The organism is Mesorhizobium sp. WSM4989 (assembly GCF_029625795.1).
Taxonomy (GTDB): Bacteria; Pseudomonadota; Alphaproteobacteria; order Rhizobiales; family Rhizobiaceae; genus Mesorhizobium.
Genome location: NZ_JARTVN010000002.1, coordinates 1,234,930 through 1,249,230 on the forward strand (window position 1 = coordinate 1,234,930; position 14,301 = coordinate 1,249,230).

Here is a 14,301-nt window from a genome sequence, read left to right on the forward strand (position 1 = left end):
GGGGAAATACCATGACGCCGGACCTTCTCTCCAGCCTTTCGCTCTCAACGCCGGAACTGATCCTCGCCATCGGCGCGCTGGCGCTTCTGATGGTGGGTGCCTATTCGCGCTCCAACAACACCACGACGGTGACCGGGCTCGCGGTCGCGGTGCTTGTGATCGCCGGCCTCTGGCTGGCTTTCTCCGGCGGCGAGGGGTCTGCCTATGGCAGCGCTTTCGTCCAGGACTCCTTCGGCCGCTTCATGAAGATGCTGGCGCTGATCGGCTCGGCCGTCACGCTCGTCATGTCGATGCGGTTTGCCAGGCAGGAGCATTTCGACAAGTTCGAATATCCGGTGCTGATCGTGCTGTGCACGCTCGGCATGATGCTGATGATCTCGGCCAACGGCATGATCGGCCTTTATCTCGGGCTCGAGCTGCAGTCGCTGGCGATCTATGTGCTGGCGGCGATCAACCGTGACAATGTCCGCTCGACCGAGGCCGGCCTCAAATATTTTGTTCTCGGAGCGCTGTCGTCGGGCATGCTGCTCTACGGCATCTCGCTGGTCTACGGTTATACCGGCAACACCGGCTTTCACGAGATCGCGACGGCGCTGGGCAGCGGCGAACGTCAGCTCGGCCTTGTCTTCGGCCTGGTCTTCGTGCTCGCCGGCCTCGCCTTCAAGATCTCGGCGGTGCCGTTCCACATGTGGACGCCGGACGTCTATGAGGGCGCACCGACGCCGATCACCGCCTTCCTGGCCGCCGCCCCGAAGATGGCGGCGATGGCGCTGATCGTGCGCGTCACCATGGGCGCCTTCAAGCCGATCGCCGCCGACTGGCAGCAGATCGTCGTCTTCATCTCGATCGCCTCGATGGCGCTTGGCGCCTTCGCCGCGATCGGCCAGACCAACATCAAACGGCTGATGGCCTATTCCTCGATCGGCCATATGGGGTACGCGCTGGTCGGCCTTGCCGCGAACAGCCAGGCCGGCGTGCGCGGCGTGGCGATCTACATGCTGATCTATCTGGTGATGACGCTCGGCACCTTCGCCTTCATCCTCGCCATGCGGCGCAAGGAGGGCAATGTCGAGCAGATCGGCGATCTGGCGGGCCTCGCCTCGACCAATCCCATCATGGCCACCATCCTCACCATCCTGATGTTCTCGCTGGCCGGCATTCCGCCGCTCGCCGGCTTCTGGGGGAAATGGTACGTGTTCCTCGCCGCCATCAACGCGCATCTCTATGCCCTGGCGATCATCGGCGTGCTGGCTTCGGTGGTGGGTGCCTACTATTACCTGCGCATCATCAAGATCATGTGGTTCGACGAGCCTGTCGGCGGCTTCGTGCCGATGGCCAGCGAATTGCGCCTCGTGCTCGGCGTCAGCGGCGCCTTCGTGCTGTTCTATGTGCTGATCGGCGGACCGATCGGCAGCTATGCCGAAGCCGCCGCCAAGACCTTCTTCTGACGGGATGGCATTTCGGCTGGCTCCAACCGCGGCGTCGGAGGGGTTCCGGCTCGAGGCCCATGACAGCGTCGGCTCGACCAACGCGCTGGCGCTTGAGCAGGCACGCGCGGGCGATCCGGGAAAACTCTGGATCGTCTCGAAGAAGCAGGAAAGCGGACGCGGTCGGCGCGGCCGCGCCTGGGCGACGCCTGAAGGCAATCTGGCGGCGACGCTGCTTCTGGTTCCGAATGGCGAGCTGCGGCTCGCCGCGACGCTTGGCTTCGTCGCCGGGCTTGCGTTGGCCGACGCGCTCGATGCCGTCGTGCCGCAAGGGCGGATCGCCGTTGGCCTGGACGGAGCCAGCGAAGGACGCAACCGCTTCGAGCTGAAATGGCCGAACGACGTGCTCGCCACCGGCGCCAAGCTTGCCGGCATCCTGCTGGAATCGGCTCTGCTCGAAGGCGGCCGTTTCGCGGTTGCCGTCGGCATCGGCGTCAATGTCGTGGCATACCCCGAGGATCTGCCTTATCCGGCGACGTCGCTGCAGGCACTTGGCGCCAATTGCGATGCCGAGATGCTGTTCCTGGCGCTCTCGGATGCGTGGAGCGAGAATTTCAGATTGTGGGACGACGGGCGGGGACTTAGCGCGATCAGGAAACGCTGGTTGGCTCGCGCCGCGGGGCTCGGCGGTGAGGTTGCTGTCAGAATTGACGGCAATGTGGTGCGCGGCGTCTTCGAAACCATTGACGAGGACTGCCGTTTCGTGATCCGCGACGATGACGGAACTGTTTTGACGATCGCGGCCGGCGACGTGCATTTCGGCGCGGTCGCGTCGGCCCGTCTTTGACGACTTGATTTGATTGGCTTGGCCTGACTGGCCAGGAAGGAAAGGATTTATGGCGAATACTGAGAACGCCGAACTCGTCTTCGCGCCGCTCGGCGGCGTCGGCGAGATCGGCATGAACTTCGCCCTCTATGGCTACGGGCCCGCGGACGCGCGCGAATGGATCGTAGTCGATGTCGGAGTCACATTTCCGGACAGCGCGCATCCGGGCGTCGATCTGATCCTGCCCGACACACGCTTCATCGAGGAGAACCTCGACGGCTTGCGCGGCGTGGTCATAACCCATGCGCATGAGGACCATTACGGCGCGCTGCTCGATATCTGGCCGAAGCTCAAAGTGCCGGTCTGGATGACGCCGTTCACCGCCGGCCTGCTGGAGGCCAAACGGCAGGGCGAGCAGAACGCGCCAAAAATCCCGGCAATGATCTACAGGGCCGGCGAGACGTTCACTATCGGGCCGTTCGAGATCGAAGCCATCCCGGTTGCGCATTCCATTCCCGAGCCGATGTCGCTGGCGATCGCTACGCCCGCCGGCACGGTAATCCACACCGGCGACTGGAAGATCGATCCGGCGCCGACGATCGGCCCCAAGACGGATGAGGCGCGCTTCCGCGCTTATGGCGACAAGGGCGTGCTGGCGCTGATCTGCGATTCCACCAATGCGCTGCGGGAAGGGGAGTCGCCGTCGGAAGTGGCGGTCGGCGAGGGCCTGAAAGGCGTCATCGAAAACGCCAAGGGCCGCGTCGCGGTCACCACCTTTTCCTCCAATGTCGGGCGCATCGTTTCGATCGCCAAGGCTGCGCGGGACGCCGGCCGCCAGTGCCTTGTGCTCGGCCGCTCGCTGAAGCGCGTGATCGATGTCGCGACCGAACTCGGCTACATGGACGGCCTGCCGGAATTCATTGCCGAGGAGGATTACGGCTATATCCCGCGCGAGAATCTGGTGGTCATCTGCACCGGCAGCCAGGGCGAGCCGCTGGCCGCACTTGCGAAGCTTTCGCGCGACGAGATGAAGTCGGTGGCGCTGACGGCCGGCGACACGGTGGTGTTTTCCTCGCGCACCATTCCCGGCAACGAGAAGGCGATCCTGGAGATCAAGAACCGGCTGATCGACCTCGGCATGAAGATCATCGAGGACGGCGACGCGCTGGTGCATGTCTCCGGCCATCCGCGCCGCAGCGAATTGCGGAAGATGTATGAATGGGTGCGGCCGCAGATCGGCGTGCCGGTGCACGGCGAGGCGGCGCATCTGGTGGCGCAGGGCTCGCTGATGTCGATGTCGGGCATCGGCCACGTGGCACAGGTGCGCGACGGCGATATGCTGAGGCTCTGGCCCGGTCCGGCCACGATCATCGACCAGGTGCCGTTCGGCCGCCTCTACAAGGATGGATACTTGATCGGAACCGACCAGGCGATGGGCATACGCGACCGGCGCAAGCTGTCCTATGCCGGGCATGTCGCGGTCAACGTCGTGCTCGACGAGAAATACGAGCTAGCCGGCGATCCCGATCTGGTGGCGATCGGCGTCGCCGAGGCCGATGCCAGCGGCGAGACGCTAGAGGACCTGATGCTCGATGCGGCAATCGGCGCGGTGGACTCGATCCCCCGCCAGCGCAGAAAAGACCTCGACCTTGTGCAGGAGGCCGTGCGCCGCGCCGTCCGCGGCGCCGCCAACGAAGCCTGGGGCAAGAAGCCGCTGGTGACGGTGTTTGTCACTAGATAAGGGAGTAGGGGAGTACGGGAATAAGGGAGTAGGGAATAGCAAATAGCTCGGAGTTTTTCCTACCCCCTACTCCCCTAACTTTCGGAGCGCTTATGCTCGGACGCCTAAATCATGTCGCGCTTGCCGTGCCGAACCTGGCTGCGGCGACAGCTGCGTATCGCGATACGCTGGGCGCTCGGCTGAGCGAGCCGCAGGCGCTGCCGGAACATGGCGTCACGGTTGTGTTCGTCGATGTCGGCAACACCAAGATCGAGCTGCTGGAGCCGCTGGGCGACGCTTCACCGATCGCGGCTTTCCTCGCGAAGAACCCGTCGGGCGGCATGCATCATGTCTGCTACGAGGTCGACGATATCCTCGTCGCGCGCGACCATCTCAAGGCGAGCGGCGCGCGTGTTCTCGGCGACGGCAATCCGAAGATCGGCGCGCATGGCAAGCCGGTGCTGTTCCTGCATCCCAAGGACTTCTTCGGCACGCTGGTCGAATTGGAGCAGGCATGAACTGGGTTTCCTTTGTCGCACTGTTCTTCGTCACCTGGTGGCTGGTGCTGTTCGCGGTGCTGCCGTTCAGCCTGCGCACCCAGGATGAGGACAAGGACGTGACGCTCGGCACGGTGTCGAGCGCGCCGAAGGGACCGCACATGCTGCGCGCGGCGATCCGCACGACGGTCGTCACCGCGATCGTGATCGGCATTTTCTACGGCCTGACAAGGGGGCTCGGCTTCGGCTTCGACGACATCCCGCACATCGTGCCGGACTTTACTCATACTGCCGGCCGCTAGCGCCCTGCACAGTTCCGCAAGTATTGATCAACCCGCGCCCGTGCTGGTTGAAATCGGAAACCGACTTCCGATTTTGAGGGCTAACGCAGCATAATGCTGTTTGGCAGGTCGTCGTCCTAAGCAGATGATTGCACAAAAAAAATGCAAGGCACGAGGCCTTGCAATTTAAACGCGTCCGATCTGTTTCCGGTGTCCGGCGGCAGCGAGTAACCGCGCCTAGATCGCATCCTCCCAAGACTTTGACCGCGTAGGAGAGCAGATTTTTCTCCGCCCTCTCGGTTATCGGCGCACACTAGACCAAGGCAGGTGAAAATGTCACGAAGAATTTTGCCCCCAAATAGGCAATATCGTGCTGCACTGCACAATAGTGGGGCAGGGCTTGCTTGTGAATCGATCAAAAGGCCATATGCGGCACTTTGGTGGCCAAAACGGGCCCTTTTGATCATGCGCAGAACGCCGCAACACTTTGGAGCGCTCGGGTTTCCATTCGGTCATGAAATGGCTATGAAGCCCGGGCAAGCAGCCTCGGTTGCGCCGATTCCCCGCGCCGCCATTTTTTCATTCAACGGACCAGTCCATGCGTTTGTCGCGCTACTTCCTGCCCATTCTGAAAGAAAACCCCCGTGAGGCCGAAATCGTCTCGCATCGGCTGATGCTGCGCGCCGGCATGATCCGCCAGCAGGGGCAGGGCAGCTTCTCCTGGCTACCGCTCGGCAAGCGCGTGCTGGACAAGGTCTGCCAGATCATCCGCGAGGAGCAGAATCGAGCCGGCGCGCTGGAAATCCTGATGCCCACGATCCAGTCGGCGGATCTGTGGCGCGAGAGCGGCCGTTACAATGACTACGGCAAGGAGATGCTGCGCATTAAGGACCGGCAGGACCGCGACATGCTCTATGGTCCGACCAATGAGGAAATGGTCACCGAGATCTTCCGCGCCTACGTCAAGTCCTACAAGGACCTGCCGCTAAACCTCTATCACATCCAGTGGAAGTTCCGCGACGAGGTGCGCCCCCGCTTCGGCGTGATGCGCTCGCGCGAGTTCCTGATGAAGGACGCTTACTCCTTCGATCTCGATTTTGAAGGCGCCAGAGCCGCCTATAACCGCATGTTCGTCTCATACTTGAGGACGTTCACGCGCATGGGCCTGCAGGCCATTCCGATGCGGGCCGATACCGGCCCGATCGGCGGCGACCTCAGCCACGAGTTCATCATCCTGGCCGAGACCGGCGAGAGCCAGGTGTTCTGCGATCGCGCCTATCTGTCGCTCGACGTGCCCAGCGCGGATACGAACTTCTCCAACGATGCCGAGATCGGCGGCATCGTGACGAAATGGACGACTCCTTATGCCGCCACCGACGAGATGCATGACGAAGCGGCATGGGAGAAGGTGCCCGAAGGCGAGAGGCTCTCGGCGCGCGGCATCGAGGTCGGCCATATCTTCCATTTCGGCGAGAAGTATTCCAAGCCGATGAACGCGAAGGTCACCGGTCCCGATGGCAAGGACCATTATGCTTCGGGCGGTTCCTACGGCATCGGCCCGTCGCGGCTGGTCGCGGCGATCATCGAGGCAAGCCATGATGAGAACGGCATCATTTGGCCGGAAGCGGTCGCGCCGTTCGATATCGGTCTGATCAACATGAGGGTCGGCGACGCCGAATGCGACCGCGTCTGCGACGAGCTCTACGCAGCGCTGACCTCGGCCGGCAAGGACGTGCTTTATGACGACACCGACCAGCGGCCGGGCGGCAAGTTCGCAACCGCCGACCTGATCGGCCTGCCCTGGCAGGTGATCGTCGGACCGCGCGGGGTGGCTAGCGGCGAGGTCGAGATCAAGAACCGCCGGAGCGGCGAGCGCGAGACGCTGCCGATCGCGGAGGCCCAGAAACGACTGGGTATCGCGTAATGGGCGAGGCGGCTGCAGCTCGATCGCCGGCAGGCGCCTTTTCAGGCTTCGAGCGCATGGTGGCGTGGCGCTACCTGCGTTCGCGGCGCAAGGAGACGGTGATCTCGGTCATCGCCTCGATCTCGTTCCTCGGCATCATGCTGGGCGTCGCCACGCTGATCGTCGTCATGGCGGTGATGAACGGTTTTCGCGCCGAGCTGCTCACCCGCATCCTCGGCGTCAACGGCCATCTGATCGTGCAGCCGCTCGATTCGCCGCTGGAGGACTATGCGCAGGTGGCGAGCCGCATCAACGGCGTTGCCGGCGTCAAATACGCTATCCCGCTGATCGACGGGCAGGTGCTGGCGCAAGGCAATGTCGGCGGCGGCACCGGCGCGCTGGTGCGCGGCATTCGCGCCGAGGATCTCAACAAGATCTCGATTGTGTCCAGCAACATCAAGCAGGGCACGCTCGACGGTTTCGACACCGGCGATGGCGTGGCGATCGGCAAGCGCATGGCCGAGAATCTCGGGCTGGTGCTCGGCGACACCATCACGCTGATCTCACCCGAAGGCGACGTTACCCCGCTTGGCACCACGCCGCGCATGAAGGGCTACAAGGTGGCGGCGATCTTCGAGGTCGGCATGTCGGAATATGACAGCTCGATCGTCTACATGCCGTTTTCGGAAGCCCAGCTCTATTTCAACATGGACGGACGGGCGCAGACCATCGAGATCTATGTCGACAATCCGGACAATGTGGATGCGCTGAAGCCGTTGGTCGAGCAGGCGGCGCAGCGGCCGGTCGACCTCGTAGACTGGCGCCAGCGCAACGAGACCTTCTTCTCGGCGCTGCAGGTCGAGCGCAACGTCATGTTCATGATTCTCACGCTGATCGTGCTGGTGGCGGCGCTCAACATCATCTCCGGCCTCATCATGCTGGTGAAGGACAAGGGGCACGACATCGCGATCCTGCGCACCATGGGCGCGTCGCGCGGCGCGATCCTGCGCATTTTCCTGATGACGGGGGCTGCGATCGGGGTCACCGGCACCATCGCCGGCGTGCTGCTCGGCGTCGTCATCTGCCTCAACATCGAATCGATCCGCCAGTTCTTCTCCTGGATGACCGGCAGGATCCTGTTCAATCCCGAGCTCTATTTCCTCAGCCAGTTGCCTGCGAAGATGGACCCGCGCGAGACCACCTATGTCGTCATCATGGCGCTCACCCTGTCTTTCCTGGCGACGGTGTTTCCGGCCTGGCGGGCAGCCCGGCTCGATCCGGTCGAAGCCTTGAGGTACGAGTGATGGCCGAAGCCATTATCGAGCTGAAGGGCGTCGAGCGGCACTATGTCCAGGGGGCGCGCAAGCTGACCATTCTGAACGGCGCCGACTTCTCGCTCAGGCGTGGCGAGATGGTGGCGCTGGTGGCGCCGTCGGGCACCGGCAAGTCGACGCTGCTGCATACGGCGGGGCTGCTCGAGCGGCCGGACGCCGGCGACGTGATCCTCAGCGGCCGCGCCTGTGGCCGGCTGTCGGATGACGAGCGCACCGCTATCCGCCGCAACGATGTCGGCTTCGTCTACCAGTTCCATCATCTGCTGCCGGAGTTCACCGCGCTCGAAAACATCATGATGCCGCAGCTGATCAAGGGGCTCGGCCGCAAGGAGGCATCCGAGCGGGCGGCGCAGCTTCTCGACTACATGCAGATCGGCAAGCGGGCGCAGCACCGGCCGGCCGAGCTATCCGGCGGCGAGCAGCAGCGCGTGGCGATCGCGCGCGCGGTCGCCAATGCGCCGCTGGTGCTGCTGGCCGACGAACCTACCGGCAATCTTGACCCGGCCACCGCCTCTTACGTGTTCGATGCGCTGGAGGCGCTGGTCAGGCAGTCGGGGCTGGCGGCGCTGATCGCCACCCACAATCACGAGCTGGCCTCGCGCATGGACCGGCGGGTGACGCTGGCAGAAGGCAAGGTGGTGCCGCTTTAAGGCAAGCCGATATTAGGCTGGGGCCGGCCTCGACCGCAGTTTCTTGCGCGTACAGTACCGCCGTCTCCGGTCCTCGGAACTTACTATCCTCGGCTCTGCCCGATCTCGACTTGCCCTCCGCGCGCTCAAAAAGAGCCTATCGTCTCGTCAACCTTTCCTTAACCGTGCGCAAACGGATCGCCTGAATTCGCCAGCATGCCTCTCGGCTGATCGTTGACATTCGAACAAAATTAGAACAAATTGCGAACATATTAACAACAGGAGAGAGTTATGGCCGATCTGGTTCAGGATGTCGTCTCGCTGGTCTGCATGAGCACCTTTCTCATTTCCATGGCGATCTGGATTGGCGCCATGTGAGCAGGCGGCTGGCGGCCGCCCCCTTGGGCGGACGAAGGGCCCGCTCTCTGTTTGGGACGGGCACGAGCTCGCCCATTGTTAAGCTTTTCTTGGCCGCACCCCCGCTAGCTTGGCTCGCAAAAACAGGGAGCAGGGGCAGTGTCGGTCATCGCCACGGTCACACTCGTGGCCGGAAATCTCGGACTGATCTTTCTCTTGATGACGGTGCCGCTCGGGCTGCGCACGGTTACGGTCAGCCGCGTGATCGAGGCTGACCGGAATCGCCTGTGGCAGGCGCTGTGGCCGTTCGGCAGCGACGCCGGCTGGTCGGGTGAAATCCTTTCCGTCGAACCGCTGGACGGCGAGGGGACGGCGCTGATCAAACTGTCCTGGGAAGGGCGCGACGGGCGGCCGATCGAACGCAAGGCGCGGCTCGACGATGTGGTGGAAGGCAGCCGGTTCTCGATGCGAGTCGTTGAGGACACGGCTCTCGATCCCTCGTTCTGGGCCGACTATCGCGAAACCACCGCGCTCGCGCCCGAAGGCGATGCGACGCGCGTTACGCTCACGCAAACCGACCGCTATCGCGGTGTCGCCTTCCTGATCTTCCGCTACTTCGCCATGCGCCGCGAGCTCGCCAAGTTGCAGGTCTGGGCGAGAACCGGAACGTATCGCAGGGGCGGCTGGTTCGAGCATCCGGTGAGCCAGATAGGCTTTGCCGTGCTTTCGGCCTTCATCCTGTGGCCGTTCTTCGGCCTCAACCTCGGGGGACTGGCGCTGGCTGTCATCCTAACTTCGGTGGTGGCGCTGCACGAGCTTGGCCACATGGCGGCATTCCGCCTGACGGGGCATCGCCGGGTGCGCATGATCTTCATTCCGTTGCTCGGCGGTATCGCCATGGGCGGCAGGCCGTATGACAGCCGCTTCGAGGTCGCCTTCGTGGCGCTGATGGGTGGGGGCTTCTCCGCTTTCCTGGTGCCTCTGCTGATCGCCGCCAGCGGCCTTGCCGGCAGCGAAGGACACCGCCCGGCGGCAGTGCTGCTGGCGACGCTTGCCGGCTGCGCGTCGCTGTTCAACATCGCCAATCTGGTGCCGGTGTGGAAGTTCGACGGCGGCCAAGTGCTGCGCCAAATCTGCCCGGGCCCGATCGCGCTGGCGCTGGCCTCCTTCCTGCTGCTGTTCGCGTTGCTGGCGCTCGGCTGGCGCGCCGGCTTCTCGCCAAGCTTTCTGCTCGTCGCCGGCGCGGTGTTCTCGGTCCTCAGCCTGCTCACGGTCGGCAGCGGCGTGAAACCGCGTCACGAGCTGAAGCCGATCCACGCCTTCGATCGCCTGGCCATGGCCGGCGCGCTGCTGGCGGTCTTTTCCATTCACGGCTATGGCGTGCTCTGGGCCTCCGCGCAACTGATGTAGCCGCGCCGGATTACCCTGCCTTTCGGGCCGGCTCGGCGACCGGGGCCGCGGCAGGCCCGAACACGTCCTCGAAGGCGGATTTCAGCGCAAGATCGAGATCGGCCATGGTGACCGGAAGGCCGAGATCGACGAGGCTGGTCACGCCATGGTCCGAAACGCCGCAGGGCACGATGCCACCGAAGTGGGAAAGCTCCGGCTCGACATTGATGGCAATGCCGTGAAAGCTTATCCAGCGCCTGAGCCTGATGCCGATGGCGGCGATCTTGTCCTCGGCGGGCCTGCCGTCAGGCATGGCAGGGCGATCCGGCCGCACCACCCAGACGCCGACGCGATCCTCGCGGCGCTCGCCGCGCACGTTGAAGGCGGCAAGCGTGCCGATGATCCACTCTTCGAGCGCGGCGACGAAGGCGCGGACATCCTCGCGCCGGCGCTTCAAGTCGAGCATGACATAGGCCACGCGCTGGCCGGGGCCGTGATAGGTGTATTCGCCGCCGCGTCCTGCGGCGAAGACGGGAAAGCGGTCAGGGTCGATGAGGTCCTCGATACGGGCGCTGGTGCCGGCGGTGTAGAGCGGCGGATGCTCGACCAGCCAGACCATCTCGCCGGCAGCGCCATTGCGGATGGCCTCGGCGCGCGATTCCATGAAGGCGAGCGCGTCGGGATAAGACGTCAGGCCGGGCTCGATGACCCACTCGACCGGCGCCGAACCGGGAAGGGGCAGGAACGACGTGGCGATCTGGCTGCGTTCTGTCATGGAACTTTCTCGATGCTCCCCTCATATGGCGGCAATTAGCTGAAACGTCCAGTTTCGGCCGGCCCGTGTCGAGGCTGTGGAGCATTGCGCCAGGAGCTTTGTCTGATGCATGTCGTTCTCCCAAAACCGTCATGCACTTTTGGGCGACATGCATTAGCGAATATTCCGCACGGCACCCTTGTTTCGCCGGAAACGATTTGCTACAGGCCCCGGGCCGGACGGTTCCGGCTCCTACCACGTGCGGTCGTGGCGGAATTGGTAGACGCGCAGCGTTGAGGTCGCTGTGGGGCAACCCGTGGAAGTTCGAGTCTTCTCGACCGCACCATTCTCCCCCAAAAAGGCACTGCTTGGATGAGCCCGTGAGGCGGCGCGTCCGACGTTCTGCGGGCCAAAACAAAAGCGGCGCCAGATCCTGCGGACCGCGCCGCCGCTTTGGGTTTCAAGCCCTTCCGTTCTGAAAAAACCCGGGCCTATCCCGTCCAGCCAAGGCCGGCCGAGATGCAATTGATCGAGACGAGCAGGGCGTCGGTCGTCCGCCTTCGATCCGCCGTGCCGGGACTGGTCCGAACCTCGCGCAGCAGATCGACCTGCAGGCGGTGGATGTCGTCCATCTGTCGCCGCAGATTGTCGAAACGCCGCTTGAACATCGGAAAGCGCGCGGAAAGATCGCCGCCGGTGAGGTCACCGATCAGGCGTCGCGTCAGCTCGTATTCGGCTCCGATGCGGCCGTAGATTCGCCAAGCTGCATCGGCGTCGGCTACCAGGCCGGCGTAGAGCTGCGCGATCTCCATGTCGGACTGGTAGAGCGTCTTCTCGGCCTCGTCGACGATCAGACGGAAGAAGCGCGAGCGCTCGAACATGCGGGCCAGAAGCTCGCGCCCGGCCTCGCCGCGCACCGTGACAAAGGCGTTCAGCGCGCTGCCGATGCCATACCAGCCGGTCAACAGATGACGGTTCTGGCTCCAGGCGAACACCCATGGAATGGCGCGCAGGTCGGCAATGCCGCTGGCGCCGAAACGGCGATCCGGCCGTGAGCCCATCTTCAGCAGCGCCAGTTCCGCAACGGGGCTCGCCTGGTTGAAATAATCGAGGAAGCCGGGCTCGGCCATCAACCGGGCATAGGATGCCTGCGACATGCCCGCCAGAGCCTCGAGCGCTTCGTCGAACTCCGGCGTTTCCTTCGGCCCGACATCAGCGGGCGATCCGACACTGTGGGCCAGAACGCCGGCGGCGAGAACCTCGAGCTGGTTGAGGCCGGTGCCGCGATTGGCGAATTTCGAAGAAACGACCTCGCCCTGCTCGGTTACCCGCATCCTGCCGGCGACAGTGCCCGCCGGCTGCGCCGCGATCGCCCGGCCGGTCGGCGCGCCGCCACGGCTGACGGAGCCGCCGCGACCGTGAAAGAAACTGATCCTGACCTTGTGCTTGCGCCCGATCGCGGCAAGGCGCTTTTGTGCTTTCGCCAGTTCCCAATTGGAGGCGAGGAAGCCGCCGTCCTTGTTGGAATCCGAATAGCCAAGCATGATTTCCTGGCGCGCGCCAAAATCGCGCACAGTCCGCCGCACCAGCGAAACGCCGAGCAAATCATTCAGGACGGCAGGAGCGGCCTGCAGATCGGCGATGGTCTCGAACAATGGCACGATGCGCAGCCTGATCGTGCCGCTACTACCAGGGGCGGTCGAAAGTCCGCAATATTGTGCCAGCAGATAGACCGCGAGCAGGTCGTCGGCCGAGCGGGTCATGCTGAGCACGAACGAGCCAACGGCGTCGGCATCCGCGCCCGAATTGTGCCTGGCGATGACAGAGAATGTCGAAAGCAGTTCGGCCGCCTCAGGCGAGAGCCGGCCTGCGTCGATCTCCGGTTGCTCGCCCTGGCTGAGGCTTGAGCGGAGGTGCGCCGACCATCGCGGCGTGCCGGGTGAGACCGGGTCGGCCGGGTCTGTCAGCGCAAACAGCTCGGCCAGCACCCGGTTGACGACCGTGGAGTTCTGCCGGATGTCGAGCGAGACCGTACGGAAGCCGAAGCTTCCGGCTTGCCAGATGAGAGGCTGGACGAAGCGCCTGGCGACCGCGCGCCCACCGATCGCTTCGAGAACGGAAGACAGTGCGTTGAGATCGACACGAAACGCTTCCGCCGAGAGATATGCCGCCGTGCCGCCGTCGCGCGTCGCCGCCAGCCGGGCAAGCATGGCCGAAGCGAATTGGCGAAGCGGTTCATCGGGGTTGCGGGCGGCAATCGCTTGCGCCTGTCCGCTTTTATCAAGCGCCGTTTGCAGCACCGGCTTAAAGCCCGGCGGCAGGTCGATGACGTTGGAGCTGGCGCTGAGCACCGTCACCAGCCGCTGCACCTGCGTCAGATACCAGCCCATGGCAGTATTGCGGTATTCGGCCAGGGCATGAGCGGTGACTGCGGCCGTCACATTCGGATTGCCGTCGCGGTCGCCGCCGATCCACGAGGCATAGCGCATGAAGGACGGGATTCTGATCGGCTCTCCCGGATAGTGGCGCTCGAACGCGCCTTGAAGCTTGCCGTAGAGCTGCGGCGTTGCCTCGAAGATGACCTCGCGAAAGAAGTGCAGGCCCCAGGCGATTTCGCCCTCGACCGTCGGGCGCTCAAGTCGCAGCTCGCCCGTCATCCACAGAAGCTCGATCTCGCTTTCCAGATCGGCGACCAACAGGTCGCGTTCGCGCGGCGCCCAGCGCGGCTGGTCGAGCTCGGTCAGCTTGCGATAGATGCGGCGATGGATCTCCAGCACCGTGACGCGCTTGGCCTCCGTGGGGTGCGCGGTCATGGTCGGCCCGACACATAGCTCATCGAGCGTGGCCTGGACTTCCCCCGCCGAGCGGCCGTTCGCCGCCATCTGCGCGACCACGCTGGCGAAAGACCCGGGCACCTCGTCGGCGCCCGCGCCTTGTTCGAGTTCGCGCCGCGCCCGCATGGCAAGCAACTCGTCGGCAATCGTCAGCAACTGGAACCACACGCCGCTCGCCTGAAGCGCCGGGATGCGCTGTTCCGCGGCGAGAGAGACAAGCGACCGACGCCCGCTCAGAACGGCGGCGACCTCGGGCTCACGAGCGCTTGCGACCTGAAGCAGCAGGCGCAACAGGAGGCTGCGCTCGTCCTCGCGAAATTTGATGCGTCTGCTCTGTTCCAAACCGCTTT

The 14,301-nt window shown here is 64.1% G+C and carries 11 protein-coding genes and 1 tRNA gene; 10 read left to right on the forward strand and 2 right to left on the reverse strand.

The window, feature by feature from the left end; all coding sequences use genetic code 11:
- The first annotated feature begins 11 nt into the window (after nt 1-11).
- The 9 genes from nuoN to P9217_RS18675 all read left to right on the forward strand — a co-directional run bounded on the left by nuoN (nt 12) and on the right by P9217_RS18675 (nt 10,384).
- Entirely contained in the window at nt 12-1,448 is a 1,437-nt protein-coding gene (gene nuoN, locus P9217_RS18635; RefSeq protein WP_095829778.1) for an NADH-quinone oxidoreductase subunit NuoN, read from the forward strand.
- Nucleotides 1,449-1,452: 4 nt separating this feature from the next.
- Nucleotides 1,453-2,274, forward strand: coding sequence for a biotin--[acetyl-CoA-carboxylase] ligase (locus P9217_RS18640; RefSeq protein ID WP_127241605.1), 822 nt, complete (start codon nt 1,453-1,455; stop codon nt 2,272-2,274).
- Nucleotides 2,275-2,323: 49 nt separating this feature from the next.
- Nucleotides 2,324-3,994 (forward strand): ribonuclease J, encoded by a 1,671-nt coding sequence (locus tag P9217_RS18645; protein WP_278087800.1) that lies wholly within the window; start codon nt 2,324-2,326, stop codon nt 3,992-3,994.
- Between the two features lie 92 nt (nt 3,995-4,086).
- The gene (mce, locus tag P9217_RS18650) at nt 4,087-4,491 is read left to right on the forward strand and encodes a methylmalonyl-CoA epimerase (RefSeq protein ID WP_095826197.1); all 405 of its coding nucleotides are present in this window, start codon (nt 4,087-4,089) and stop codon (nt 4,489-4,491) included.
- A complete protein-coding gene (locus tag P9217_RS18655; RefSeq protein WP_067001240.1) occupies nt 4,488-4,772 on the forward strand; it encodes a DUF1467 family protein in 285 nt (94 codons plus the stop codon). Before mce ends, P9217_RS18655 begins: the two co-directional genes overlap by 4 nt.
- Before the next feature lie 577 nt (nt 4,773-5,349).
- Nucleotides 5,350-6,675: a proline--tRNA ligase gene (gene proS, locus P9217_RS18660; RefSeq protein WP_278087799.1), complete on the forward strand. Its 1,326-nt coding sequence runs from the start codon at nt 5,350-5,352 to the stop codon at nt 6,673-6,675.
- On the forward strand, nt 6,675-7,958 hold the full coding sequence (locus P9217_RS18665; protein ID WP_067001237.1) for a lipoprotein-releasing ABC transporter permease subunit: 1,284 nt from the start codon (nt 6,675-6,677) through the stop codon (nt 7,956-7,958). Before proS ends, P9217_RS18665 begins: the two co-directional genes overlap by 1 nt.
- On the forward strand, nt 7,955-8,638 hold the full coding sequence (locus tag P9217_RS18670) for an ABC transporter ATP-binding protein (protein WP_278087798.1): 684 nt from the start codon (nt 7,955-7,957) through the stop codon (nt 8,636-8,638). Before P9217_RS18665 ends, P9217_RS18670 begins: the two co-directional genes overlap by 4 nt.
- Nucleotides 8,639-9,133: 495 nt before the next feature.
- Nucleotides 9,134-10,384 (forward strand): SRPBCC family protein, encoded by a 1,251-nt coding sequence (locus P9217_RS18675; RefSeq protein ID WP_278087797.1) that lies wholly within the window; start codon nt 9,134-9,136, stop codon nt 10,382-10,384.
- A gap of 10 nt (nt 10,385-10,394) precedes the next feature.
- Here the strand turns inward: P9217_RS18675 and lipB are convergent, their stop codons facing one another.
- Entirely contained in the window at nt 10,395-11,138 is a 744-nt protein-coding gene (gene lipB / locus P9217_RS18680; RefSeq protein ID WP_067329200.1) for a lipoyl(octanoyl) transferase LipB, read from the reverse strand.
- A gap of 240 nt (nt 11,139-11,378) precedes the next feature.
- Here lipB and P9217_RS18685 point away from each other — a divergent pair.
- Nucleotides 11,379-11,463 (forward strand) — tRNA-Leu (locus P9217_RS18685).
- 145 nt (nt 11,464-11,608) lie between these two features.
- Here P9217_RS18685 and P9217_RS18690 read toward each other — a convergent pair.
- On the reverse strand, nt 11,609-14,293 hold the full coding sequence (locus P9217_RS18690; RefSeq protein ID WP_278087719.1) for a phosphoenolpyruvate carboxylase: 2,685 nt from the start codon (nt 14,291-14,293) through the stop codon (nt 11,609-11,611).
- Nucleotides 14,294-14,301 lie beyond the last annotated feature (8 nt).